Here is a 24945-nt window from a genome sequence, read left to right as displayed (position 1 = left end):
ACTGGATTTGTCGTCGGCGTCGCCACGGCGGTCCATTGTCCAAAAAATGTCGCAGGTGGTCGAGCTTCAAGAGGTGAGTCTTCCCTGCGGGGCGCAATCCTGGTGCATCCGCCGCGCAGGGGCGGGCCTACGGGATCGCAGAATTATCTACTCGCAGGAACAGAAAAGTTGCGCTCGCCGTGCCCATGCTCGGTGGTGGAGCCGCGCCGCGAGAGAGCACTGCCGATGGCGATGGCCGGGAATTGGCGTGCGCGACCGCATTGCGCGACAACGGGCCCGAAGTCGGACCGCTCGGCGAGGGTTCATCGCGCCAATGATCAATCTCGGCCGATGCTCCGTTCCGCCTCATCGTGGTGGAAGGAAGCGGTCATCGCCCGGTCTCGCACGCGATCGCCCCGAGGGCTTCGCTGCGCAGGGCGCCGAGGCCGGTGTGCAGGTAGTACGCCCAGTAGCCGAGGTTGTCCCCGTACCGGCTGCGCAGCCGCTGGTTGTCGTAGCCGGGTCCGTAGACCTTGGCGGTCGCGTCGGCGAAGGCGGGCATTTCCAGGGGGACGTGGTCCATCCGGCCCAGGCCTCGCAGGAGGATCGCGGCGGCGGAGAACTCGCCGACGCCCTTGATGCCGCGCAGGGCTTTCGTCGCCTGCCCGTAGGAGGCCGTCGCCAGGTAGTCCTCGCCGATGTCGAGCAGGCCCTCGACGAGACTCGCGAGGTAGTCGGCCTTGCGCGCGTTCTTGACGATCGCGAGCCAGTCGGCGACCTCGAGCTGCCGCAGATCAGTGAGTTCGGGAAACGCCTGGAAGCGCAGTCCGTCGTAGGCGATCGTGCGGCCGAACCGCTCGGTGATCCGGCGCTTGAGCGCGGTCGACACGTTCTTCGGGGTGCGCTGCGAGAGGATCGCCCAGACGCCGATCTCGGCCACGGTCAGGAACCGCACCTGGTGCAGTCCCCAGAGCGCCTTGACCAGGCGTGCGTAGTCGGGGTGGTCGTCGGCGGCCTGGGCGTAGAACTCGGCGAGGTCGTCGGACAGGCTGAGGTAGCCGTCGATCTTGGCGAGCACGGCCGCGCGCAGGTCGGGCGAGATGGCCCGGTCCGAGCTCAGCGTGTAGTCGACGCCGCCGTCGCACGGGCTGACGGTGAACACGACGGCCTGTCCGCCGATGGCGATCGCCTTGGTCAGCGTGTCGTCGGTCATGACCTGGTCGCCCTTGCAGGCGCCGAAGCCCCGCAGGAACCGGATCGAGGTCCGCAGATCGAACGGCTGGGCCGCGGGCAGCACGCCGGCGGCGGTGGTCGAGGCGATCAGGCTGGTCGTCATGGTGGTCTCCCTCGTCGTTGCTCGCGGCTGACGGTAGGAGCGATACAGGACAGAATGTGTCCTGGATCGAAGGCGGTTGCGGCCTTGTTTCCGAAATCCTTGCGTCGTCCCAAGACAGGTACGGCCCGGTGTTCGTCCACATTAGACTTCGGTACGCGCTCGCCGAGGCCGGTGGACCGGACGCGGCATTCTCGCGGCGAGTCTTCAGTTGGGACCGGCAGTCCCATACCGTTTCGGGCATGGCGGAGGCGAGTCGCGGCGAGGGGCTGGACCTGGACAGGCGCAGCGTGCTCGACGCGGCCTTGTCCGCCCTGCAGACTGGTGATCTGGCCGCGGCTGACGAGTTGCTGGCAAGTGCCGCGGCCGGCGGTGAAGCACCGGAGGTGGACGAGGCCAGGGCTCAGCTGTCGGAGGCGAAGGGCGACTATCCGGCAGCGCGGGTTTGGCTTGAACGGGTTTTCCGCGGCTATCGCACTTCCGGTCAAGGGCCGGCGGCTATCCGGGTGGCGGCCGGCCTGGCTCGGGTCCATTACGGATTTCTCGGCAACCTGGCGGCGGCGAAGGGCTGGCAGGCCAGGGGACGCCGGTTGGCCGCCGAACACGGTCCGTGCCTGGAGGAAGGGTATTTGGAGCTGGCGTTGTTGGCGTGCTGGGAGTCGGACATCCCCGCGCTGACGGCCGCGTCCGAGCGGGCGCTGGCGATCGCTCGCGAGTTCGGCGATGCGGACCTGGAGGTGAGAGCGCTGGCCGACAGCGGCCTCGCGCTGGTCTCGGCCGGACGGATCGCCGAAGGCCTGGCCCGCCTCGACGAGGCTGGCGCGGCGGTCACGGCCGGCGAGGTGGCCAATCCGCGAATGGCATCGGCGGTGTTCTGCGCCATCTTGTCGGCGGCGGCCCGAACCGGTGACGCCGCCCGGGCCGCGGAGTGGACCCGCCTGTTCGAGGAGCAGTGGAACGAACGCGGTCTGACGATGGGCGCCTATCAGGTCAGCCATTGCCGCAGCGAGTACGGCGCGGCGCTGTGCACGTGCGGTCGATGGGATCAAGCCGAGGTTCTCCTGCAAGAGGCGGTCGAGGCGGGGCGGCGCTCCTCACCGGTGACCCTGTGGGAATGCTTGTCGAGTTTGGTGTCGCTGCGGGTTCTGCAAGGGCGGGTCGAAGAGGCGGCTGCGCTGCTCGAAGGCTGGGAGGACCGGCTGGAGCTGGCCGAGGCCTCCGGCCGGGTCGCCTTGGGCCGCGGGGAACCGGATCGGGCCGTCGCGACGGTCCTGTCCGCGCTGCGAAAGATCCCCGGGGACCGGTTGCGCGCAGTACCGCTGTGGGCGCTGGTCGTGGAGGCGGCCGTTGCCGGCGGAGATCTTGACCGGGCAGCCCAGGCGGCCGAGGCGCTGGAGCAGGCGGCGTCGCAGACCGAGATCTCGTCGCTGGCGGCCGAGGCCCGTCTGGCCGCGGCGCGGGTCGCAGCCGCGCGGGGCGACCACGCGTCGGCGGCCGCGGAGTGCGAAGGAGCGCTCGCCTGCCTGGAAGACGAGGAGAAACCCCTTCTGGGCGGCGCCATTCGCCTGGAACTGGCCCGCGCGGTCGCGGGCACCGATCCGTCCTGGTCGGAAGTCGAGGCACGGGGAGCCTTGGCGATCTTCACCCGGCTCGGCGCCGAAACGGCCGCGGCGGCGGCCCGATCCCATCTCCGGTCGCTCGGTGCCCGGGTCGCCGACGGGGGGAGCTCGGCCCTGGCCGAGTTGACCGGGCGGGAGCTGGACGTGGCGCGGTTGATCGCGGAGGGCCTTTCCAACCAGGAGATCGCCCGTCGCCTCTACCTGAGTCCCAAGACGATCGAGCATCACGTCGGGCGCATCCTGGCCAAGCTGGGCCTGCGCCGGCGAGGCGAGGTGGCGGCCGCCCTGGCGCGGATCGGGGGCCGATAGGGGGAAACCCCCGATGGCAGTCCGGCCCGGCCGCCGCATGCTCCTCCTGTCCAGCACAAAGGAGGAGATCATGACGGTAACGGCGTTGGGATATGTCGGAGTCCGGACCGAAGCCCCGCGAGAATGGGCCGGCTACGCCGAGGTGTTCGGGCTCAGGCCGGAACAGGACGGGTCCGGGGCGGTCCGCCTGCGTGCGGACGAGCGCGCGCAGCGGATCGTGGTCGAAGCCGGGCAGCCGGGTCTCGGGTATCTGGGATGGGAAGTGCCCGACGGGGACGCCCTGGAGGCGATGGGGAACCGCCTCGACGACGCCGGCGTCCGCCTTCGGGAGGGCTCGGCGGACGAGCTCGATCGCAGATGTGTCGATCGGTTGCTGTGGTGTGTCGACCCTTCGGGGAACCGGGTCGAATTCGCCACGCCGGTCGCCCGCTCGGACCGCGGGTTCGAGCCGGCGGCGGGGATGGCGGGCTTCGTCACCGGCGAGCTCGGGGTCGGCCACGTAGCCCTCTACGTCAGCGATCTCGACGCCTCCTTGCAGTTCTACCGCGACGTGATGGGCTTGCGGATCTCCGAGGAAATCCCCGAAATCGGGGCGGCGTTCCTGCGCGCTGGGGGCCGGCACCACAGCCTGGTCCTTTTCGACGTCGGCATCACCGGCATCGACCACCTCTTCGTGCAAGCCGAAAGCATCCACGACCTCGGCCGCGCCATGGACACCGCTCGCCACGCCGGCGTCGACCAGCCGGTCGCCTTGGGCTACCACCCGCCAGACGGCACCGTCAGCGCCTACTTCTCCTCCCCGTCGCGGTTCCGTCTGGAATACGGCTGGGGCGGGCGGACCGTGGACGACACCTGGGTTCCGGGCAGCTGCGACGACACGCCGTGGGGACACGAGGGGCTCCTCGATTCCATCCACGAGGCGCTGGCCGCCGGTGGCCGCCTGGGCGTGCCCGTCGTGGAGGCGACGCGGTGACCGGCGCGCGCGTGGCCCCGCCCCGATCTCTGGGCGGGCCGGCGGACCGCCGGGAGCACCATCCGCGGTTTCCGAGCCGCATCGTGCTCGGACGCGGGCATGCCCGCGGGCTTCAGTCGCGGGGCACCGACACGGTCGGGCGAAGCACCCAGAGTCCCCGCACGGGGCGTCCGGTTTCTTTCTCGAGTGCAGGAGCAGGACCATGTCGGTAGCAATAGTGGGCGGCGGACCAGCCGGACTCCTTTCGGCGCTCCTGCTCGCCCGGGACGGTCGCGAGGTCGTTGTCTTGGACCAGGACGACCTGGCTCCCGCCGCTGATCCCGAAACAGCAGCCGAAGAGGCTTACCGGCCGGGCGCGCCCCAGGCGGTGCAGCCCCACATCGTCATGCCTCGCTGCCGCCTGGTGCTGGCCGAGCGACTGCCCGACGTCCTCGCCGACCTGATCGACGCCGGAGCGGTGGAAGCCACGCTGGCGGATCGGCGGCCGCCGACCTTGGCCAGCCTGCCCGTCCGGCCGGGCGACGAACGGCTCACCACGGTCATGACCCGGCGGTCCACTTTCGACTGGGTCCTGCGTCGAGCCGCCGCCCGGCAAAGCGGCGTCGAGATCCGCGCCGAGCGGGTCACCGGCCTGGTGGCTCGGCCCGGTCCGGTTCCGCACGTCTGCGGGGTGCGCACGGCGCAGGGCCCGATTTCCGCCGACGCGGTCGTCGACGCCTCGGGCCGACGCTCGCCCGTCGACAAGTGGCTCGAAGAACTCGACGCCCGCCCGGCTGAGAATCAGTCGGCCGAATGCGGCGTCACGTACTACGGACGCCACTACCGGCTGCGAACCCAGGCCGCTCTGCCCGGCCTTGCCAACACTCGAATCGTGGTGCCCTTCGACGAGTTCACCGCGGTGCTGTTCTGCTCCGACAGCGGTGCCGTGCAGACCGCAGTGGCTCCGCTGACCGCCGACCGCCGCTACCGGCAATTGGCCCACGAGGACGTGTACGACGCCGTGCTGCGGGCATTGCCGACCCATGCCCCCTGGATGCCGTGCATGGATCCGATCAGCCCCGTCCGTCAGATGGTCGCACCGCGGAACACGCTCCGCCGCCTGGTCGTCGACGCGACACCGCGAGCCACCGGGCTTCTGCCCGTCGGCGACGCGGTCTCGACCACCAACCCCACCTTCGGACGAGGCCTGAGCCTGGCCGCCTGGGGAGCCGCCGACGTAGCCGACGTCCTCGCCGAACACTCCGGCGAGCCCGTCGCGCAGGTCCTCGCCCTCGACGCCCGGATCGCCCACCACGTCGTCCCCTACTACGAGGAGCAGGCCAGAACTGACCTGGCCAGGCTCGCCGCCTTGCGGCACGTCGTCCTCGGCACTCCGCTCGTTGTCCAGGGGAGAGGCGCTCAACCGATCGGCTTTGCACACCTGCGGGCCGCGGCCGCTGTCGACGCCACGGCGTTCCGTGCCCTCTGGGAACTCATGGGCATGCTGCGCAGCCCCGAGGAGATCTACTCCGACCCGGACGTTCTCGCCGCCATCTCGAAGACCGCACCCGATCTGCCGTCCCCGAGCCCGGATATGGCCATGCTGCAGGCCGCTTTGTGCCGCCGGTCCGCAACCCGTAGCGCTAGTGGGTCGCGAACCGGGACGGCGGCGCAGACCGGCCGCGCGGGTGCCCCAGTTCCCCATTGGACGGCCACATGACGACCGGCAATCGGTACAAGATTGCTAAGCAGCGGACCTGGCTCAAGTCAGAGCCAGGTCCGCTGCCGAGAGACAGCGCGTCACCTACGGGCGGTCGGTGAGATATCCGCCCATAGTCGTGAAGTACTCCGTCGCCGGCAGCTCCCGGTCATCGGCCGTCCGGACCCGTTCCACCCGCAGACCCGGCGACTGGCCGCGACGCGCGTCCCGGCCGGCGACGATCACCACTCCCTCGCCTTCGCGGATGAAGATCCGGCCAGGCGTCCCGCCGTAGCGGCCGTCCGAAACCGAGGCTTGCAGGATGCGCAGTGGCGAGCCGCGGTGGTACGTGAACGCGTTGGGGTACGGGTCGGATTGCGCACGCACCAGACGGTCCAGTTCCTCAGCCGACCACGTCCAGTCGATGAGGCTGTCGCGCGGGGCGCGCTTGTGGAAGAAGCTTGCCTTGGTCCGGTCTTGCGCGATCGGGACTACGGTGCCGGATTCGATCAGGGCCAGGGCTTCTGTCACGAGCGGCTCGATGAGGTCCACGGTGCGGTGGAACAGATCCGTGGCGGTGTCGCGCGGGCCGACCGGAACGGCGCGCTGGGCCACGATGTCGCCTGCGTCGAGTTCGTCGTTCATCATGTGCGCGGTGACGCCGACCTCCGGCTCGCCGTTGATCAGCGCCCAGATGAGGGGGGAGAAGCCGGCGTAGGCGGGCAGCAGCGAGTCGTGCACGTTGAGCGTGCCGTGGCGCGGCAGGGCGAAGATTTCCGGCGGCAGCCAGGTGCGCCAGTTGTTCGCGACGATCAGGTCCAGGTCCGCGGCCTTCAGTTCGGCTTGCAGCTCGCTGTCGTCCGGGCGCATGCGCAGCAGCGTGCGGATTCCGTGCTCCTGCGCCAGTTCGGCGACCGAATCGCTCCAGATCCGTTCGTAGGCGTGCTCGCTCGGCGGGTGGGTGACCACCAGCCGCACGTCGTGGCCTGCGTCGAGGAGGGCCTTGAGGGTGCGATGTCCCCAGGTCTGGTAGCCGAACATGGCCACGCGCATCGGCGGTGCACCTTTCGTGGTCGGGACGAACATCACCGGACAGTACTAGTTGAGGCTTACCTAAGTTAGGTTAGGGTTCCTTGGGCAGTGATCAGTCGGGAAACGGTGATGCGGCAGTGCCGCGCTAGGGGACTTTCATGTCACGAGCAGGGGCCGAGGACAGCCAGGTGCCGGTGTACGACGTGGTCGGAGTCGGGTTCGGGCCGTCCAACCTCGCGCTCGCGATCGCCCTCGCCGAGCACAACGCGGGCTCGGGCGAGACGGTCACGGCGCATTTCCTGGAGCGCCAGCCCCGCTTCGGCTGGCATCGCGGGATGCTGATCGACACCGCGACCATGCAGGTGTCGTTCCTCAAGGACCTGGTCACGATGCGGAACCCGGCGAGCGCGTTCACCTTCCTGAACTACCTGCACGAGAAGGGCCGGCTGGTCGATTTCATCAACCACAAGACCCTGTTCCCGCTGCGCGTCGAGTTCCACGACTACTTCGAATGGGCCGCGGCGAAGGTCGACGACCTGGTGTCCTACGGCAGCGAAGTCGTCTCGGTCGAACCGGTGCGCGACGGCGGCGAGATCGCGTACTTCGACGTGCGCGCCGAAGCGGACGGCGAAATCACCGAGCTGCGGGCGCGGAATCTGGTGCTGGGCACCGGATTGCGCGCGAAGCTGCCGGACGGGGTCGTTGCCGGGGAACGGATCTGGCACAACAGCGAGCTGCTGCATCGCGTCGAGTCGTTGCGCGGCACGGACCCGCGGCGGTTCGTGGTGATCGGCGCCGGTCAGAGCGCGGCCGAGGTCGCCGCCTTGCTGCACGACGAATTCCCGCGCGCTGAGGTGTGCGCGGTGTTCGCGCGCTACGGCTACAGCCCTGCCGACGACAGTGCGTTCGCCAACCGGATTTTCGACCCCGAGGCGGTCGATTCCTTCTACACGGCAAGCGAACCGGTCAAGGACCGCTTGATGCGCTACCACGGCGCGACGAACTACTCCGCGGTCGATCTCGACCTCATCGACGAGCTGTACCGGCGGCGTTACCAGGAAAAGGTGCTTGGCGTGGAACGGTTGCGGCTGTTCAACGTCTCGCGGCCGGTCGAGGTCGCCGACCAGGGCAGCCACGTGCGCGCGACCGTCGAATCGCTGGCCACCGGCGAACGCTCGCTGCTGGAAGCCGACGCCGTCGTCTACGCGACCGGCTACCTGCCCGCCGACCCGACGCCGCTGCTCGGCGCACTGGCCAGTCAGTGCCGCCGGGACGACGAGGGCCGGTTGAAGGTCGAACGCGACTACCGGATCACCACCGATCCGGCCGTGCGCGGCGGGCTCTACCTGCAGGGCGGCACCGAACACACGCACGGCATCACGTCGTCGCTGCTCTCGAACACCGCGGTGCGGGTGGGGGAGATCTTGCAGTCCATTGTGGACCGGAGGGTCGCGGAGGCCGATCCGGTGGAGTACGCGGTCAGCGGGATCCGCTGAGGAAGGGACTGAACCATGACGAATCCGTTCGAAAACCCGGACGGCGTTTACCGGGTCTTGGTGAACGACGAGGGCCAGCACAGCCTGTGGCCGGATTTCGTGGCCGTGCCGGACGGCTGGCGGACCACCTTCGGTCCGGACGCGCGGCAGGCGTGCCTGGACCACATCGAGCAGACATGGACCGATCTGCGTCCGCTCTCGCTGATCAAGTCCCAAGAAGACTGAACGTCCGTGAGGGAATCAGAGTCCCTCACGGACGGTGGCTGCGCAGGCCGGACCAGGCGGTCCAGAGCGTGGCGTACCGGCCGCCCGCGGCGACGAGTTCGTCGTGCGTCCCGCATTCCACGACCACCCCTGCGTCCAGGACAACGATGCGGTCTGAAGCCGCCGCCTGGGTCAGCCGGTGGGCCACGATCAGCCCGGTGCGGCCTTCGAGCGCGGCGGCCGCGGCGGCTTCCAGCGTTTTCGCCCCAGCGCTGCCCGCCTCGGCCGTGGCCTCGTCGAGGATCGCCACCGGCGGGTCGGCCAGCACCAGCCGGACCAGCGCAAGCTGCTGAGCCTGCGTGACGGTCAGCCGATGCCCGCCCTCGCCGACGACCGTCGCCAGCCCGTCCGGCAAGCCTTCGACCCACTCGGCAGCACCGGCTTTGGCCACTGCGGCGCGGAGATCCTCGTCGCTGGCCTCGGGAGCGGCCAGGCGGAGATCGTCGGCCAGCGGCCCGCTGAAAACGTGCACTTCCTGGCTGATCAACGCCACCGCGCGCCGGGTGGCGGCCGGGCCGAGCTGGTCGAGCGGGACGCCGCCGACGGAGATCGTGCCGCTGCTGGCCTGGTGGATCCCGGCGACGAGTTTGGCCAGTGTCGTCTTCCCGGCTCCGCTCGTCCCGACCAGTGCGACGCGCTCGCCCGGCGCGACTTCGAGGTCGACGTCGCGCAGCACCGGATGGCCGTCCACATAGGAGTGTCCAACGCCGACGGCCTTCACCGACGCGTCGACCGGACGGCTCACGCGGCTAGATTCGGCCGGTGAAGGCAGATCCGCCACGCCGATCAGCCGGGACAGGCTCGCGGTCGCCGCCTGAGCGTCGTCCACCAGGGCGAGCGCGGTGTTGATCGGTCCGAAGAGACTGTGGAAGTACAGCGCGGCCGCCGTCGCGACGCCGACCGTGGCGAGATTCGCGCCCACCAGCAGAAAACCGGTGGCCAGTACGGCGGAAAGCCCGACGAACTCGGCGAGGTTCAGCCGCCCGTAGAACCGGGTGGCGAGGCGGACCCCGCGCAACGCCAGGTTGACCGCGCTGTTCGAGCGCTCGCGGACGCGGTCGACGTGGGCGTCCGCCAGCCGGAACGCGCGGACGGTCTTGGCTCCGCCGATGGTGTCGAGAAGTTGTTGCTGCTGCGCGCCGACGGCAGCCCGCTGGGCCGCGTACAGGGGGGTCGCGCGGCGGACGTACCAGCGGACGGTGTGTAGCTGGATCGGGACCGCGAGCAGCGCCGCGGCGAGGAAGCGCCAGTCGAGGACCGCCATGGCGACCAGGGTCAGCACGATCGTCAGCACCGAACGGGCCAGCGCGGGCAGGGCTTGCCGGACCGCTTCGGCGACGACCGAGACGTCGTTGGTGACCCGGGCGGTCAGGTCGCCGGAACCGGCCTTTTCCACCTGCTCCAGCGGCAGGCCGAGAGCCCGGTCGACGAACCGTTCGCGCAGGTCGGCGAGCATCGTTTCGCCGAGCCGGGCGAGCGTCGAAACCCCGATGGCGGTGGCGGTCGCGGACGTCGCGGCGACCAGGACGAGGCCGGCCACCGGATAGCCGAGCGCGGACGCGGGCTGCCGGGTGGCGACGAGGTCGACGACGCGGCCGAGCAGGGGAGCGGTGAGCAGGCCGATCGCGGTCGCGCCGACCACGAAGGCGAAGGACCCGATCGCGCGGCCTTTCGCTTGCCGCAGCAGGTCGAGCAGGACAGCCCGGATGCGCGGTCCAGCGGCGACCGGCAGGAGTTCGCGTTCGGTCACAAGAGCACCGCCGCTCGGTATGCCGCCTCGGCGCGGACCAGCTCGGCGTGGCTGCCGTCAGCGGTGACCCGCCCGTCTTCGAGCAGCACGACCCGGTCGGCCACGGCGAGCAGCGCCGGGCTGGTGGTGACCACGATGGTGGTCCGGTTTCGGCGGAGCTCCGCGACTCCGGTGGCGATGCGGGCTTCGGTCACGGTGTCGACGGCCGTGGTCGGGTCATGCAGCACCAGGATCGGTGCTTCGGTGGCGAGGGCGCGCGCCAAGGCGACCCGTTGTCGCTGCCCGCCGGACAGCGATCGCCCGCGTTCGGTGACAGTGGTGGCGGTGCCGGAGGGGAGATTCGCGGCGACCTCGTCGGCGGCTGAGGCGGTGAGCACGCCGTCGGGCACGGCGGGCATTCCGCCTCGGACGTTGTCTTCCACGGTGCCCTCGAACAGATCGGTGTCGTGCGCGGCGACGAGCACGACGTCACGGACCCGGTCGGGATCCACAGTGGACAGATCCACCGTGTCGACGTGCACAGTGCCGGCGCGAGGATCGGCGAACCGGCCGAGGCAGTCGAGGAGATCGGTGGCCGCGGCGGGGTCGGCGGTGACGACGCCGAGCAGTTCGCCGGGCGGGACGGTGAGGCCGAGTTCGCGGAGTTTCCCGTGCGATACCGAGGAAAACGTCACGTGGCCGCGAGCCGGAGCCGGCAATGCGCCGGTGCCGTCCGGGACTGCCGGGGGTGCGCTGAGCACCGCGGCGACCCGGCTGGCGGAAGCACGGCCCTGGGCGAGCTGCCCGTTGACCCAGGCGAAAATGGTGAACGGCGTCTGCAGGAACTGGGCCAGCCCGACCGCGGCGACGAGGTCTCCGACGGAAATCTCGCCGTGCGCGGCCAGCGAGCCGCCGACGAGCGCGACGATCGCGATGAAGATCCCGGTCAGCGCGAGCAGCGCGCCGTTGTGCCACGCCTGCGCGCGGGCCGCGCGGATGGTGGCTTGCAGGGAATTCCGGCTGGTGCGCCGATACCGCGCCGTCGCCGCCGGTTCCGCGCCGATGCCCTTCAGCACCCGCAGCCCGCTGACGAGGTCGGCTGCGACGCCCGAGGCGTGCGCGGCGCGTTCCTGCTCCAGTTCGCTGCGCTTCTCCAGCGGCTTGCCGATGAGGTGGGCGAGGAACAGCAGCGGCGGGGTGCCGAGGAGGACGAGCAGTCCGAGCGGAACCGACATCCGGAGGAGCACGACCGCGCTCACGATCAGCCCGGCGAGCGCGGCGATGCCGAACGGCAGCACCGCGTTGATCATCCCGACCCGGCGGGCGTCCGAGGTCCCGACGCTGACCAACTCCCCCGCGAGGGAACCGTTCTCCGCGCCGCCGCGAGGGTGCAAGACGCGACGGCTGACCGCGAGCCGGATCTCGTGCGCGGCTCGTTCGGACGCGCGTTCGGCGGCCCGCGCGCCGAAGCGGTAGCTGGAGGAAAGGACGAGGAAGACGACGGCCAGCGCGGCCAGCCAGCTCAGGAGGGTGAGCGCTGAGCTGTCGGCGACGGCCCGGTCCAGCACGACGCCGATCACCACGGGGACGAGCGCTTCGCCGGCCTGGTGCCCGGCGGCGAGCACGGACGCGGCGAGCACGGATTTCCGTTGCCCGGCGACGGCACTGCGCAGGACGTCCCGGCCGGTGGTCATCGGCGCCTCCGTTCGTGCGGAGGAGGCCGGTCCGCGCGCCGGTTCCTCCCTTTCGTCCACTCGCAGGAAAGGCTAGCCTAACTTTTGGCCGAGAGGTGGCGGGGTGGTGCGCACGAAGTGCCAGCGCGCCGATCGGCAGTGAATCGTCCGTCGGCGCGGAGCCGGGGAACGGCCCGCTCGCCGGGGTCGCCGCCTTCTTCGTCGGCGGGTGCTCCGGGGCCCGGAGCGCTGATGGTCGCGCTGGGTGCTGGCACGCCTCAGCGGTCGACCTGGCCGAGCCGAGGCGAGGGAGCTACCGGCGGGCGTCGCGACCTGCGGGCTCCGCCTCCGGGGGCTGCCCTCCGGCCGAGACGACGGCCGGTTCGGGCTCGCCGAAGCGGGCCAGCGCGAGCGCCGCGGCGACCGCGAGGACGAACCCGATCAGCGCGACGACAGCGAAGCCGGGCCGCGTCCGGTCGCCGAGCAATAGCACGCCGATCAGCGACGGCATGACCGTTTCGCCGAGCACCATCATCGCGGTGGCGGTCGTGACGCCGCCGCGTTGCAGCGCGGTGGCGAAGAACAGCATGGCCAGCGCGCCCGCCACGGCGACGACGTACAGCGCGGGGTCGCGCAGCAGGTCCAACGGCGCGAGGCTCGGAATGACCCGGCCCGCCACCGCGACCAGCCCGAAGCTCAGCCCGGCGACCAGCCCGAGCCCGGCGGTGCGGATCCGGTCGCCGGCGCGTCCGACGAGAAGCCCGGCGATCCCGAGGACCACGGCGGCACCGGCCAGCGCCAGCCGGAAGCCCAGGCCGACCTCGCTCGAGCCCTCGCTTTCTGCCGACGAACCGAGCAGCGCGAGCCCGGCGACCACGACGCCGACCGCGGTCCATTCGCGCGCCCCGAGCCGGACACCGAACACCCGCACCGCGACGGCCGTCACCGCGAGGCTCGCGGCTTGCGTCGCCTGGACGAGAAACAGCGGGAGAACGTGCAGGGCGGCGATCTGCGCGACGAATCCGAGGCCGTCGAGCACCAGGCCGACGACGAACTTCCACTGCTTCAGCACCCGCAGCAGCAAGCGCGGGTCGACCCCGGCGCCGCCCTTGTCCGGCGCGGCCTTCGCGGCCACCGCTTGCATCACTGAAGCGACGCCGTAGGCCACCGCGGACAGCAGCGCGCACAGAAATCCCCACACCATGACACCGAGCGTATTCCTGTCCAGTGCTAGTACGGTCGGGGCCATGGGGGAGGCAGAACGCATCTGGCCGGATCCGCTCGACGGCGACGAGATGACCGTGCAGACGCGGTTCCTGGACTTCCTCCGGGCGACCGCGGTGCGAAAGGTCACCGGGCTGACCCGGGAGCGGGCGGCCGCGGCGCCGCTGCCCAGCTCGCCGCGGACCACTGCGCTCGGCGTGCTCAAGCACCTGACCGCGGTCGAGCGGTGGTGGCTGGTGATCGAGGCGGGCGGTTCCGGCGAGCCGTCGCTGTGGCCGGGCTCGCCGGATCCGAGCTGGGACTTGCCCCCCGAAGACGACGTCGCCGGGGTCGTCGCGGCTTACCGCGCCGAGTGGGACCGGGCGGCTGCGGCGCTGGCCGGGCTGACGCCGGAGGACCGGACCCGGCGGTCCGGGGAGTTCACCGTCCGCTGGGTGCTGGCGCACGTCGTGCAGGAAACCGCGCGGCACGTCGGGCACCTCGACGCGCTGCGGGAACTCGCCGACGGGTCCGTGGGGGAGTGACCGGCGACCGTTAGGCTGCGGGGCATGGCAGACCAGCTCTACTTCCGCCAACTGCTCGCCGGCCGCGATTTCGCCGTCGGGGACCCCGTCGCGACCCAGATGGTGAATTTCGCTTACCTGATCGGGGACCGCGAGTCGGGCGAGGCGGTGCTGGTCGATCCGGCGTACGCGGTCGGCGACCTGGTCGAGACGCTGGAGGCCGACGGGATGCGGCTGACCGGCGTGCTCGCCACGCATCACCACCCCGACCACGTCGGCGGCGACATGATGGGCTTCTCGCTGCCGGGGATCGCGGAACTGCTCGCGCTGCGGCAGGTGCCGATCCACGTCAACGCGCAGGAAAGCGAGTGGGTGCGGCGGGTGACCGGGGTGTCGGACACCGACCTGCGCGCCCACGACCACGACGACGTCGTGACGGTCGGCTCGGTCGACATCCGGCTGCTCCACACGCCCGGGCACACGCCGGGAAGCCAGTGCTTCCTGGTCGGCGACCGGCTGGTTTCCGGGGACACGCTGTTCCTGGAGGGCTGCGGCCGGACCGATTTCCCGGGCGGCGACGCCGACGCGATTTTCCGCAGCCTGCAATGGCTGGCGACCCTGCCGGGCGATCCGGTGGTGTACCCGGGGCACCAGTATTCGCCGGAATCGTCGGCGTCGCTGTCGCGGGTGAAGAGCACGAATTTCGTGTTCCGGCCGCGGTCGCTCGAAGAATGGCGGAGGATGTTCGGCGGCTGAGCTGGGTCTCGGTTCGGGCCGCCGGCTGTGCGGTCGGACGCGTGCTGGCAAGGCGCGCACGGCCCCGTCGCGCAGACGGGGCGCGCAGTGCGGGTGACGGGCGAGGAACGCTTGCAGTGCCTGCGAAATGAACATAGTGATCTTGTACCGCACAGCACCGACAATTTCGGGCTGAGCCCAGAACGCCGGTGTTCACCTCAGGTGGGTGGTGCTGAGCGGGATCGGCCAGTCACCGTTGCGGCGGCGGGTTTCCGGCCGGGCCCTCGGCTTCGACGGGGGAACGCCCCCGGAGACGGTCGCCGCGACAGCTGGAGCGACCGCGCAACAGCCCGAGACGTCCCATGTTCGGCAGCGGACGGGGAAACCCGTCCCGCATCGCGGGCCTCCGCGCGCCCGCTCGGTGAACAAACTCCGTACACCGCCGCGCAGGTTCCAGTGCGTGAGAGCCGTGCGGCGCGACATTGACTTCACCCGTCCGGGGATCGAAGCTCGGGGCATGAAACGCGGCGTCCTCCTCGTGTGCCGCCTGCACGTCGACCTCCGGCAGCAGGCGAGCGCGGTCTGTCTGTCCCGCCGCTGAATTCCTTTCCCTGAAACGAAAACCCCACCCGGGAGAAATCCGTGTCGATTTCCACCACGGGCGTGCTGCCGCGCGCCGAAACGGCCGCGCCGAAACGCGCGCACCGCTGGCGGGCACCGTCGCTGCGCCGCTGGATCAGCCCGGTCGCGCTGGTCGCGGCGTGGCAGCTCGCCAGCTCGACCGGCGCGTTGCCGCCCGACAAACTCAGTTCGCCCTGGACTGTCCTGCAAGCCGGAGTCGACGTCGCCCGCAGCGGCGAACTCGGCAGCGCATTCGTGGTTTCGCTGGGCCGCGTCGGTGCGGGATTCGCGCTCGGGGCGATCGCCGGGCTCCTGCTCGGGGCCGTCGCGGGGCTGTCCCGCTGGGGCGAGGCACTGGTCGACCCGCCGGTGCAGATGCTGCGCACCTTGCCGTTCCTCGGACTGATCCCGTTGTTCATCCTGTGGTTCGGAATCGGCGAGGAGACCAAGATCTTTCTGGTCGCGCTGGGCGTGGCGTTCCCGCTGTATCTGAATGTCCACTCGGGAATCCGCACCGCCGACCCGCAGCTCGTGGAAGCCTCTCGGGCACTGGGATTCACCCGCGCCGAACGGCTGTGGCACGTCGTCCTGCCGGGTGCGCTGCCGCAGGCCCTGGTCGGGCTGCGGCAGTCGCTCGGCGTCGCGTGGCTGGCGCTGATCGTCGGCGAGACGGTCAACGCGGACGCCGGGATCGGTTATCTCATCAACAATGCCCGCGAATTCCTGCGCACCGACGTCGTGGTGGTCGGGCTCGTGGTCTACGCCGTGCTGGGCCTCGTCACCGACGCGCTCGTCCGGCTGCTCGAAAGGAGGGCCCTGCGATGGCGAGCCCGGTAGTCGAGGTCCGTGACCTCGCGAAGAAGTTCGGGGATCGGACTGTCCTCACTAGACTGAACCTGGACATCGGCCGCGGCGAGTTCGTGGCGTTGCTCGGGCGAAGCGGGTCCGGGAAGTCGACGCTGTTGAAGGTGCTGGCCGGGCTGGACCAGGAGATCGAGGGCACGACCAGTGTCGACGGGACGGTCTCCGTCGCGTTCCAGCAGCCGCGGTTGCTGCCGTGGCGCAAGGTCTGGCGCAACATCGTGCTCGGCCTGCGGCAGGACAACGACCGCGCCGTCGCGGAGAAAGCGCTGGCCGAGGTGCGGCTGGCGGAGCACGCCGACAAGTGGCCGCTCACGCTGTCCGGCGGTGAGGCGCAACGGGTTTCGCTCGCCCGGGCACTGGTCCGGGAGCCGGATCTGCTGCTCCTGGACGAGCCCTTCGGCGCACTCGACGCGTTGACCCGGCTGGCGATGCACCGGCTCGTCGAGGATCTCTGGCGCACACATCAGCCCGCGGTGCTGCTCGTGACGCACGACGTCGACGAAGCGCTCGTGCTCGCCGACCGCATCCTGGTCCTGGGCGAGGGCCACATCGTCGCCGAACACGTTCTCGGCCAGCCACGTCCGCGGAAGGCCGCCGACAATGCCGAGGTGCGCAGCCGCGTCCTGGCCGATTTGGGAGTGACCGAAGGTGCACCTGCGTAACGTCCTGGCCGCGGCGCTTCTGCTGACCGGGCTCGCCGCCTGCTCGTCGTCCGCTTCGGACGGTCGCGCGCCGGTGCCCGCCGCGGTGTCGCCCGCGGAGCTGAAGAAGGTCACGCTGCGCGTCGGCGACCAGAAGGGCGGGGTGAAATCCCTGCTCACCGCGGCGAATCAGCTGAGCGGCACGCCGTATCGGATCGAATGGTCCACCTTCACGTCCGGGCCGCCCTTGCTGGAAGCGGCGTCGGCGGGCGCGATCGACGTCGGCCGGGTGGGCAATACACCGCCGATTTTCGCGGCGGCGTCGAAGGCGAAGATCTCCGTGGTCAGCGTGGCGAAGAGCAATGTGGAGCGGGAAACGATTCTGGTGCCGCCGGATTCTCCGCTGACGGATGTGGCTTCCCTGCGCGGGAAGACGGTGGGCGTGGCGAAGGGGAGTTCGGCGCACGGCCAGCTGCTCAATACGCTGAAGAAGGCCGGACTGTCCACCAAGGACATCAAGATCTCGTTCCTGCAGCCGTCCGAGGCGTTCGCCGCGTTCACACAGCACCAGATCGACGCGTGGGCGATCTGGGATCCCTACACCGCGCAGGCCCAGATCGATGCCCACGCCCGGGTGCTCGCCGACGGTCGCGGCGCGTCCAACGGGCTCGCCTTCGAGACCGCCAGCACCACCGCGCTGGCCGATCCGGGCAAGAACTCGGCGATCAAGGATTTCGTGCAGCGCGTGGTGAAAGCCCAGCTCTGGGCGAACTCGCATCCGGACGAATGGGCGCGCGCGTGGGCGGCGGAAACCGGATTGAAGCCGGAAGTGGCGAAGAAAGCCGTGTCCGCCGGACGGGACCGTCCGATTCCGCTGGACGATTCCGTCGTCGCGTCCGAACAACAGCTCTCCGACGCGTTCACGAACGAGGGCACGCTGCCCGGGAAGGTCGACTTCGCGGCGTTCGTCGACCGCCGTTACGGGCCCGACATCGAGGCCGCGAGGAGGAACGGATGAGCGTGAAACTGCACTGGTTCCTGCCGACCACCGGGGACGGCCGGACGATCGTGGAACGCTTCCACGCCAACAAATCCCAGGGTCCGAGCGCGCAGCGGCCCGCCGATCTCGACTATCTCGCGCAGGTCGCCCGCGCGGCCGAGCGGCTCGGGTTCGAGGGCGTGCTGACGCCGACCGGGACCTGGTGCGAGGACGCCTGGCTGACCACCGCCGCGCTGATCCGCGAGACGAGCAGGCTCAAGTTCCTGGTCGCGTTCCGGCCGGGCGTCATCTCGCCGACGCTCGCCGCGCAGATGGCCGGCACGTTCCAGCGGCTGTCCGGCGGCCGGGTCCTGCTGAACATCGTGACCGGCGGCGACGCGATCGAACAGCGCCGCTTCGGCGACTGGCACGACCACGACGCCCGCTACGCCCGGACCGACGAGTTCCTCTCCATCGTGCGCGGCGTGTGGTCGGGCCAGCCGTTCGACTTCGCCGGCGACCACCTGCGCGTCGAAGGAGCCACCACGCTCGCCGCGCCGGATCCGCTGCCGCCGCTGTACTTCGGCGGCTCCTCGGCGGCGGCGCTCCCGGTCGCCGCGCGGCACGCCGGCGTGTACCTGACCTGGGGCGAGCCGCCCGCCCAGGTCGCGGAGAAGATCGCCAAGGTGCGGGAGCTGGCGGAGCAGGAGGGACGGACGGTCCGGTTCGGCGTCCGGCTGCACACGATCGCGCGCGACACCTCGGCGGAGGCCTGGGCGGAGGCGCAGAAGCTGCTCGACGCGCTGAGCCCGGAGCAGATCGCGAAGGCCCAGTCACAGCTGGCGGCGAGCGAGTCGGTCGGGCAGCAGCGCATGGTCGCCCTGCACGGCGGCCGAGCCGGCACGACCGCGCGGGACCTGGAGATCCACCCGCATCTGTGGGCCGGGATCGGCCTGGTCCGCGGCGGCGCGGGGACGGCGCTCGTGGGCAGTTACGCGGAGATCGCGGACCTGATCGAGGAGTACCACGAGGCTGGGGTGTCGGAGTTCGTCCTTTCCGGGTATCCGCATCTGGAGGAGGCGTACTGGTTCGGCGAAGGGGTGCGGCCGGAGCTGGCCCGGCGCGGGTTGCTGGCCGAGGTTCCGGCGGTGCGGGCGGTGCCGGGGGAGCGGGCGGTGGCTGCTCAGTAAGGAGAGCCGTGAGTGGCGGCGCGTGCGCGGCCCGCCGCGGCTACTGGGAACGGCAGGTCCGGAGGTAGCTGAGGAACGAGGCTTGCAGGCCGGTCACGTGTGTTTCGCGCAGGACCTCGCTGGTGACGGTTCCGTCGCGGGAGCCGAGGCGGTGCAGGAGAACGGCCGTGTTCTTCGCGAGGTTCTGGTAAACCGCCAGGTCGCCGAAAAGCTCCCGTTCGTTGACGGTCACGTGAAGCTTGGCGGCGGGCAGGTTGTCGCCGAGCTCGCGGAGCCGGGCGAAAATTTGGCTGTCTTCACCGACGACGCCGGGGCTGCCCGCGCCGATGCTCTCGAAGAGCGTGCAGCCGCTGAGCCAGGCGTAGAGGCTGAACAGCCCGCCGTAGGAGTAGCCGAAGAGGCCGTGACCGCTCGCCGCTGTCCCGTATTCGCGTTCGATCCGCGGGTTCAGTTCTTCGGTGAGGAAGGCCAGGAACGCATCGGCACGGGTGTCGCGTAGTTCGGCGAGGTAGGCGTCGGCCTGCTCGCGGGTCATTCTGCCCGTGTCGACTCCCATTTCCACGGCATCGACGAATTCCGGGGCGACCGGCTCCCCGGGCGGCACGAGGTCGCGGTTGCGCAGCGTCGCCCAGTGCTGTGCTTCCTCGCCCGCGTAGCCGACGCTGACCTGGACGTACGGCCGGATCTGCTGCATGGGATCCGCCTGGGTGACGATGAGCGGAGCCGTCATGCCCACGGTCCAGTTGCCGTCGAGCACATACATGACCGGTGCTGGCGTGGCGGGGTCGTAGCCGGGCGGCGTGGTGACCCAGACGCCGTACTCGTGCCCGCCCCGGGAACGCATTTCGAAGTAGTCGGTGTCGGCGAGGCAGCCGTTCCACATGGCGGTCATCGGAGGTCCTTCACGATACGTCCGGCCTGGACGACGACAACGGCGTTGTCACGGTCGGAGAAGAGCTGCGGATTGTCGAGCGGGTTTCCGTTCCAGAGCACGAAATCCGCCTGCCTGCCGGGCGCGATGACTCCCACCTCGCCGGACAGGCCGAGGATTTCGGCGTTGGTCTTGGTGGCCGCCACGAGAGCTTCCATCGGCGTTTCGAGCTCGGCACGCAATCGGAGTTCTTCGCCGCGGCGGTCCTGGCCCGGGCCGATGAGATCGGACCCCAGCCCGATCCGCAGCCCGGCCTCCTTGGCGACCGCGAGCGCCTCGGCCATCCGCTCGCGAACCCCCAGCACGCGATCGCGGATCGACTCGTTGAGCCCGGTGCCGGCGGAGTCCCGCAGCAGCTGCTCGACGACCGCGAAGGTGGGCACGAGAGTGACGCCGCGCGCGGCCATCAGGGCGGCGGTCGGCTCATCGAGGTCGGTGCCGTGCTCGACACAGCGCACCCCGGCTTCGACCGCGTTCCGGATGCCCTCGTTGTTGTGGGCGTGCACCGTCACGTAGGTGTTCCGTGCCGCGGCCTCCTGGACCGCGACGGCGATTTCTTCGACGGTGAACTGGGTGTCGGTGAGCTGGTCGTGCGCGCTGACCACCCCGCCGGTCACGCACAGCTTCAGGAACGAGGCTCCGCGGCGGAACGCCTCGCGCACGTTGCCGCGCAGCTCGTTCGCGTTTCCCGACTGCATGGACAGGGCGCAGAGACCCGGAATGTGGTGGCTGCTCCAGAGTTCGGTGGGTTCCCACTCGGCTCCGTAGTAGCCGTGCCCGCCGGTCTGGCACTGAACCGGCCCGCACGACAGCACGCGCGGCCCCCGGACCTTGCCCTTGGCGATCGCGGTGACGACGCCGCCGTCGATCCCGCCGGTGTCCCGGACGGTCGTGAAGCCGGCGTCGAGCGCCGCGCCGGCCGTGGCGAAGATGTCGGCCGCGATCTCGGCGGCACTGAGCCGAAACGAGAACTGCGGCTCGATCGGGCTCGACAGGCCCAGGTGGGCGTGGGCGTCGATCAGGCCGGGCGTCATCGTCAGCCCGTCGGCCTCGAGGCGTTCGCCGGACGCGCCGGGCTGGGCGATCCGGCCGTCTTCGACGGCGATGGTGACGTCCGCGGGATCGCGGCCGGACCCGTCGACGACTGTCGCGCCGACTACCTGAAAACGTCCCACGAGTGTTCCCTCCGCCGTTGCAGCGTTCTTTTCCAATGGATAAACTGCCGGAGTGAGCCTGTCAAGCGCGGAACCCCGAGACGACGCCCGCACGCGCCTCCTGGCCCGGCTTCTCGATGCCTTCGACGAGGCCCTTCCCTCGCCGGACGTGTCGCTCCGGGAGGTCGCCGCCCGGGCCGGAACCAGCCACGCGCTGCTGCGCTACCACTTCGGGTCGCTGCCGGGCGTCTTGACGGCCATGCTCGAGGCGCAGCGATCCCGCGACAACGAGGTGCTTTCCGAAACCGCCCGCCGCTGCACCTTTGACGAGTTCGTCGTGGAGATCTGGCGGACCTACACCCGCCCGGAGCTGCTGTCGCGGGTCCGCGGGTTCTTCCACGTCGCGGGACTGGCCGCGTACCGGCCGGAGGACTTCCGCGAGTTCATCGGCTCGCTCGACGATCTGACGAAGATGCTGGCGTCTCTCGCCGAACGCGAAGGGCGCGATGCCGGGGAAGCGCGGACGATGGCGACTGTCGCGGTTGCCGCGATTCGGGGTCTGCTGTTGCAGGAAGTGCTGACTCCGGGAACCCGCCCGGACGACGCCCTCGCCCTGATTCTGCGGATGAGCAAAGGGCAATCCTAGGGACGGTGATCAGGTTTCGGCGACGGTCCGCGACAACGCCAGCGCCACGGTCCGCACGGCAGGCGCGACCCGTTCGGTGCGCATCCGCGTCGCCCATCCGGAGATCGACACCGCGGCTACCGCGAGTCCGTTCGCGTCGACCAGCGGACTGGCCGCGCATACCACGCCCACGCCGGATTCCTCGCGCTCGAACGCGATCCCGTCCTCGCGGATCCGCGCCAGCTGGCGGCGCAGCAACCCCGGCGCGGTGATCGTCCGCGCGCTGACCCGGGGCAGCCCGGCATCGATCACGCGCGTCACGACGTCCTCGGGGGACCGGGACAGGATCGCCTTCCCGACCCCGGTCGCGTGCGCCGGAAACCGCCCGCCGGTGCGCGAGGGCAGATCCGGTGCGTCCGGCCCGCGCAGCACGTCCAGGTACACCACCTCGGTGCCTTCCAGGACCGCGAGATGCACCGTGTTCCGCGTGGCCTCCCGCAGATCCGCCAGGTAGGGCCGCGCCGCCTCGACCAGGCCGCGGCGGCGCACCGCGAGCTGGCCGATCTCGAACAGCCGCAGTCCTAACCGGACGGACGTGCCGTCGCGTTCCAGCAGGCCGGTGTCGGCGAGATGCCCGGCCAGCCGGTGCACGGTCGTTTTCGCCAGCCCGGTCCGGCGCGCCAGTTCGGAGACGCCCAGCGCGTCGTCGCCGGGGCGGAACGCTTCCAGCACGGCGGCGACGCGGGCGGTCACGAGCCCGTCGCCGTTCCGTCCAGTGGTACGCATGGGTTGAGTGTGCCCCATCCCGGCGAGCACCGTGCAGGCATGGCGGAACGCAAGGTGACGGCCGCGATCGTCGGCCCGGGCAACATCGGTACGGACTTGCTGGCAAAACTCCAGCGCAGCGAGCACGTGGAAGTGCGCTACATGGTCGGCGTCGACCCGGCGTCGGACGGGCTCGCGCGCGCGGCGAAACTGGGGCTCGAGACGTCCGCCGAGGGCGTCGACTGGCTGCTCTCGCGGGCGGAACTGCCGCAGCTGGTGTTCGAGTCGACGTCGGCGAAGGCGCACAAAGCCAACGCGCCGCGGTACGCCGAGGCCGGCATCCGCGCGATCGACCTGACGCCCGCCGCGGTCGGCCCGCTGACGTGCCCGGCGGTGAATCCGCCCGACCAGCTGACCGACCGGAACGTCAACATGATCACCTGCGGCGGCCAGGCGACCATCCCGATCGTGCACGCGGTTTCGCGGGTGACGCCGGTGCCGTACGCGGAGATCGTCGCGTCGGTGTCGTCGCGGTCGGCCGGTCCCGGTACGCGCGCGAACATCGACGAGTTCACCGAGACCACCGCGCAGGCGATCGAGCAGGTCGGCGGCGCGGACAAGGGCCGCGCGATCATCATCATCAACCCGATGGACCCGCCGATGATCATGCGCGACACGGTGTTCTGCGCGGTGGACCCGGACGCCGACTTCGACGCGATCAGCGAATCCGTGCACCGCATGGTGAAAGACGTCCAGCAGTACGTGCCGGGCTACACGCTCAAGGCCGATCCGCAGTTCGACCGGCCGCGGCCGGACTGGAGCGGCCGGGCCCGCGTGGGCGTGTTCCTGGAAGTCGCGGGCAACGGCGACTACCTGCCCAAGTACGCGGGCAACCTCGACATCATGACCGCCGCCGCCGCGCGCGTCGGCGATCTCTTCGCCGCTCAGGAGGTGGCCGCGTGAACAACACCGACGTCCGGCTGGTCGACACCACCCTGCGCGACGGCAGCCACGCCATGGCGCACCAGTTCACCGAAAAGCAGGTGCGCGACACCGTCCGCGCGCTCGACGACGCGGGCATCTCGCTCATCGAGGTGACCCACGGCGACGGTCTCGGCGGCTCGACCTTCAACTACGGTTTTTCCTTGGTGGACGAGCGAAAGCTCATCGCCGCCGCGGTCGACGAGGCGAAGCAGGCGAAGATCGCCGTGCTTCTCCTGCCCGGTCTCGGCACGGTCACCGACCTGCGCGCGGCGGCCGACCTCGGCGCGGGCGCGGTGCGGATCGCGACGCACTGCACCGAAGCCGACGTGTCCATCCAGCACTTCGGCGCGGCTCGCGATCTCGGCCTGGAAACCGTCGGGTTCCTGATGCTGTCGCACATGTCGTCGCCGGAGGACCTGGCGAAGCAGGCCCGGATCATGGTCGACGCGGGCTGCCAGTGCGTCTACGTCGTGGACTCCGCGGGCGCGCTGATCCTGGACGACGCTTCCGACCGCGTCGCCGCGCTCGTCGCGGAACTCGGCGACGAAGCCCAGGTCGGCTACCACGGGCACCAGAACCTGAGCTTCGGCGTCGCCAACTCGGTGCTCGCGTACCGCGCGGGGGCCCGGCAGATCGACGGTTCGCTCGCCGCGCTCGGCGCCGGGGCGGGCAACTCGCCGACGGAAGTCCTCGCCGCCACCTTCGACCGGCTCGGCATCAAAACCGGGGTGGACAAAGACGTTCTGATGGAAGCCGCGGAGAACGTGGTGAAAAAGTACCTGACCCGGCTGCCGGTGATGGACCGGTCGTCGATCATCCAGGGCTACGCCGGCGTGTACTCCAGCTTCCTGCTGCACGCCGAACGCGCCGCCGAGCGCTACGGCGTTCCGGCGCACGAAATCCTCTACAAGGTCGGCGAAGAACGCTACGTCGGCGGCCAGGAGGACATGATCATCGACATTGCGCTGCGGCTGCGCGACGAGCGGGCAGCCGCTCAGTGAGCTTCCGGGTCGAAAGCGTCCGCGCCGAGCACCAGCTGCACGCAGTGCTCGACGAGACGCTCGCGGCTCACCTTCAGCGTGCCGTCGAGGTAAGCGATGAACACGTTGCTGAGCGCGCCGACGAGACCGATCGCCACGAGCTGGCGGCCGGTTTCGTCGCCGCGCGAAAGCTGTTCCCCGACGAGCGTGGTGAACGCCGGGAGGAGGTGCAGGCCGCGCTGGGTCAGCGCCGGATCGGTGAGCGGCGCGAGCAGCAGCACGCGGCCCTTGCGCGGATCGTCCAGCACCAGCTCCACGAACGCGGTGACGGCGCGTTCGGCGCGGCGGCTCGGATCGGCCTCGCCGGAAACCGCGTCGGCCAACGCTTTCCGGGCCTGGTCGCCGACGTCCTCGTACACCGCGGCGACCAGGCTTTCCCGGTCGGCGAAGCTTTCGTAGAAATACCGCTCGGTCAGCTTCGCGGCCCGGCACACCGCGCGGACGCTCACCGCCGCGCTGCCCTGCTCGCCCAGCAGGTCGAGCCCGGCGGCCAGCAGCTGCGCGCGACGCTGGGCCTTGCGGTCGTCCAGCGTCGTGCCCGCCCACGTGCGGCCCGGCATACCCGCTCCCGTCCCGAGTTGACCACAGATGTTGTCACATCCTA

24 protein-coding genes are annotated in these 24945 nt (G+C 70.5%); 15 read left to right on the top strand and 9 right to left on the bottom strand.

The annotated features are described in order from the left end of the window. Positions 1-367: 367 nt before the first annotated feature. The gene (locus ATK30_RS42390; protein ID WP_101440295.1) at positions 368-1315 is read right to left on the bottom strand and encodes a DNA-3-methyladenine glycosylase family protein; all 948 of its coding nucleotides are present in this window, start codon (positions 1313-1315) and stop codon (positions 368-370) included. Positions 1316-1371: 56 nt separating this feature from the next. On the opposite strand from ATK30_RS42390, the gene ATK30_RS42385 reads away from it, so the two are divergent. From ATK30_RS42385 to ATK30_RS42375, 3 genes are all read left to right on the top strand, one after another. Continuing rightward, entirely contained in the window at positions 1372-3240 is a 1869-nt protein-coding gene (locus tag ATK30_RS42385) for a LuxR family transcriptional regulator (RefSeq protein ID WP_143271487.1), read from the top strand. A 70-nt stretch (positions 3241-3310) separates the two neighbouring features. After that, positions 3311-4213: a VOC family protein gene (locus ATK30_RS42380; RefSeq protein WP_158242581.1), complete on the top strand. Its 903-nt coding sequence runs from the start codon at positions 3311-3313 to the stop codon at positions 4211-4213. A 202-nt stretch (positions 4214-4415) separates the two neighbouring features. Further along, positions 4416-5912: an NAD(P)/FAD-dependent oxidoreductase gene (locus ATK30_RS42375; RefSeq protein ID WP_107503650.1), complete on the top strand. Its 1497-nt coding sequence runs from the start codon at positions 4416-4418 to the stop codon at positions 5910-5912. Positions 5913-5996: 84 nt separating this feature from the next. Here ATK30_RS42375 and ATK30_RS42370 read toward each other — a convergent pair whose 3' ends face one another. Beyond that, complete coding sequence (locus tag ATK30_RS42370; protein WP_101440291.1) at positions 5997-6944, bottom strand: methionyl-tRNA formyltransferase; 948 nt, start codon at positions 6942-6944, stop codon at positions 5997-5999. 137 nt (positions 6945-7081) lie between these two features. Between ATK30_RS42370 and ATK30_RS42365 the strand changes: the two genes are divergently transcribed. Further along, complete coding sequence (locus tag ATK30_RS42365) at positions 7082-8419, top strand: lysine N(6)-hydroxylase/L-ornithine N(5)-oxygenase family protein (RefSeq protein WP_101440290.1); 1338 nt, start codon at positions 7082-7084, stop codon at positions 8417-8419. Between the two features lie 15 nt (positions 8420-8434). Then, positions 8435-8644 (top strand): MbtH family protein, encoded by a 210-nt coding sequence (locus ATK30_RS42360; protein ID WP_101440289.1) that lies wholly within the window; start codon positions 8435-8437, stop codon positions 8642-8644. Between the two features lie 25 nt (positions 8645-8669). On the opposite strand, the gene ATK30_RS42355 is transcribed toward ATK30_RS42360, so the two are convergent. The 3 genes from ATK30_RS42355 to ATK30_RS42345 form a co-directional block, all read right to left on the bottom strand. Then, on the bottom strand, positions 8670-10433 hold the full coding sequence (locus ATK30_RS42355; protein ID WP_101440288.1) for an ABC transporter ATP-binding protein: 1764 nt from the start codon (positions 10431-10433) through the stop codon (positions 8670-8672). Further along, positions 10430-12106, bottom strand: a complete 1677-nt coding sequence (locus tag ATK30_RS42350) for an ABC transporter ATP-binding protein (RefSeq protein WP_101440287.1) — start codon at positions 12104-12106, stop codon at positions 10430-10432. Before ATK30_RS42350 ends, ATK30_RS42355 begins: the two co-directional genes overlap by 4 nt. 292 nt (positions 12107-12398) lie before the next feature. Beyond that, complete coding sequence (locus ATK30_RS42345) at positions 12399-13289, bottom strand: DMT family protein (protein WP_244194889.1); 891 nt, start codon at positions 13287-13289, stop codon at positions 12399-12401. A gap of 43 nt (positions 13290-13332) precedes the next feature. Between ATK30_RS42345 and ATK30_RS42340 the strand changes: the two genes are divergently transcribed. From ATK30_RS42340 to ATK30_RS42310, 7 genes are all read left to right on the top strand, one after another. After that, positions 13333-13833, top strand: coding sequence for a DinB family protein (locus ATK30_RS42340; protein WP_101440285.1), 501 nt, complete (start codon positions 13333-13335; stop codon positions 13831-13833). Positions 13834-13857: 24 nt separating this feature from the next. Further along, on the top strand, positions 13858-14568 hold the full coding sequence (locus ATK30_RS42335; RefSeq protein ID WP_101440284.1) for an MBL fold metallo-hydrolase: 711 nt from the start codon (positions 13858-13860) through the stop codon (positions 14566-14568). A 439-nt stretch (positions 14569-15007) separates the two neighbouring features. After that, complete coding sequence (locus tag ATK30_RS45870) at positions 15008-15148, top strand: hypothetical protein (protein ID WP_208637770.1); 141 nt, start codon at positions 15008-15010, stop codon at positions 15146-15148. A gap of 41 nt (positions 15149-15189) precedes the next feature. After that, positions 15190-16005: an ABC transporter permease gene (locus tag ATK30_RS42325; RefSeq protein WP_101440283.1), complete on the top strand. Its 816-nt coding sequence runs from the start codon at positions 15190-15192 to the stop codon at positions 16003-16005. Beyond that, entirely contained in the window at positions 15990-16694 is a 705-nt protein-coding gene (locus ATK30_RS42320) for an ABC transporter ATP-binding protein (protein ID WP_101440282.1), read from the top strand. The genes ATK30_RS42325 and ATK30_RS42320 overlap by 16 nt, the downstream gene beginning before the upstream one ends. Beyond that, positions 16681-17691: an ABC transporter substrate-binding protein gene (locus ATK30_RS42315; RefSeq protein ID WP_167442091.1), complete on the top strand. Its 1011-nt coding sequence runs from the start codon at positions 16681-16683 to the stop codon at positions 17689-17691. Before ATK30_RS42320 ends, ATK30_RS42315 begins: the two co-directional genes overlap by 14 nt. Beyond that, a complete protein-coding gene (locus tag ATK30_RS42310; RefSeq protein ID WP_101440281.1) occupies positions 17688-18842 on the top strand; it encodes an LLM class flavin-dependent oxidoreductase in 1155 nt (384 codons plus the stop codon). Before ATK30_RS42315 ends, ATK30_RS42310 begins: the two co-directional genes overlap by 4 nt. Positions 18843-18882: 40 nt before the next feature. Here the strand turns inward: ATK30_RS42310 and ATK30_RS42305 are convergent, their stop codons facing one another. Both ATK30_RS42305 and ATK30_RS42300 read right to left on the bottom strand, forming a co-directional pair. Then, positions 18883-19734 (bottom strand): alpha/beta hydrolase, encoded by an 852-nt coding sequence (locus ATK30_RS42305; protein WP_101440280.1) that lies wholly within the window; start codon positions 19732-19734, stop codon positions 18883-18885. Further along, on the bottom strand, positions 19731-20948 hold the full coding sequence (locus ATK30_RS42300) for a metal-dependent hydrolase family protein (RefSeq protein WP_101440279.1): 1218 nt from the start codon (positions 20946-20948) through the stop codon (positions 19731-19733). Before ATK30_RS42300 ends, ATK30_RS42305 begins: the two co-directional genes overlap by 4 nt. Positions 20949-21000: 52 nt before the next feature. On the opposite strand from ATK30_RS42300, the gene ATK30_RS42295 reads away from it, so the two are divergent. Next, a complete protein-coding gene (locus ATK30_RS42295) occupies positions 21001-21573 on the top strand; it encodes a TetR/AcrR family transcriptional regulator (RefSeq protein WP_101440278.1) in 573 nt (190 codons plus the stop codon). Positions 21574-21582: 9 nt separating this feature from the next. Here ATK30_RS42295 and ATK30_RS42290 read toward each other — a convergent pair whose 3' ends face one another. Further along, entirely contained in the window at positions 21583-22338 is a 756-nt protein-coding gene (locus tag ATK30_RS42290) for an IclR family transcriptional regulator (RefSeq protein ID WP_101440277.1), read from the bottom strand. A 39-nt stretch (positions 22339-22377) separates the two neighbouring features. On the opposite strand from ATK30_RS42290, the gene ATK30_RS42285 reads away from it, so the two are divergent. Both ATK30_RS42285 and dmpG read left to right on the top strand, forming a co-directional pair. Beyond that, positions 22378-23280 (top strand): acetaldehyde dehydrogenase (acetylating), encoded by a 903-nt coding sequence (locus ATK30_RS42285; protein ID WP_101440276.1) that lies wholly within the window; start codon positions 22378-22380, stop codon positions 23278-23280. Continuing rightward, a complete protein-coding gene (dmpG, locus tag ATK30_RS42280; RefSeq protein ID WP_101440275.1) occupies positions 23277-24302 on the top strand; it encodes a 4-hydroxy-2-oxovalerate aldolase in 1026 nt (341 codons plus the stop codon). The genes ATK30_RS42285 and dmpG overlap by 4 nt, the downstream gene beginning before the upstream one ends. On the opposite strand, the gene ATK30_RS42275 is transcribed toward dmpG, so the two are convergent. Beyond that, positions 24296-24901: a TetR/AcrR family transcriptional regulator gene (locus ATK30_RS42275; RefSeq protein ID WP_101440274.1), complete on the bottom strand. Its 606-nt coding sequence runs from the start codon at positions 24899-24901 to the stop codon at positions 24296-24298. The genes dmpG and ATK30_RS42275 overlap by 7 nt on opposite strands. Between the last annotated feature and the right edge of the window lie 44 nt (positions 24902-24945).

It is taken from the genome of Amycolatopsis echigonensis (genome assembly GCF_002846615.1).
GTDB classification, from domain to species: Bacteria; Actinomycetota; Actinomycetes; order Mycobacteriales; family Pseudonocardiaceae; genus Amycolatopsis; species Amycolatopsis echigonensis.
The sequence above is the reverse complement of the archived record's forward strand: the minus strand, read 5'-3'. Positions and strand labels throughout refer to the sequence as shown.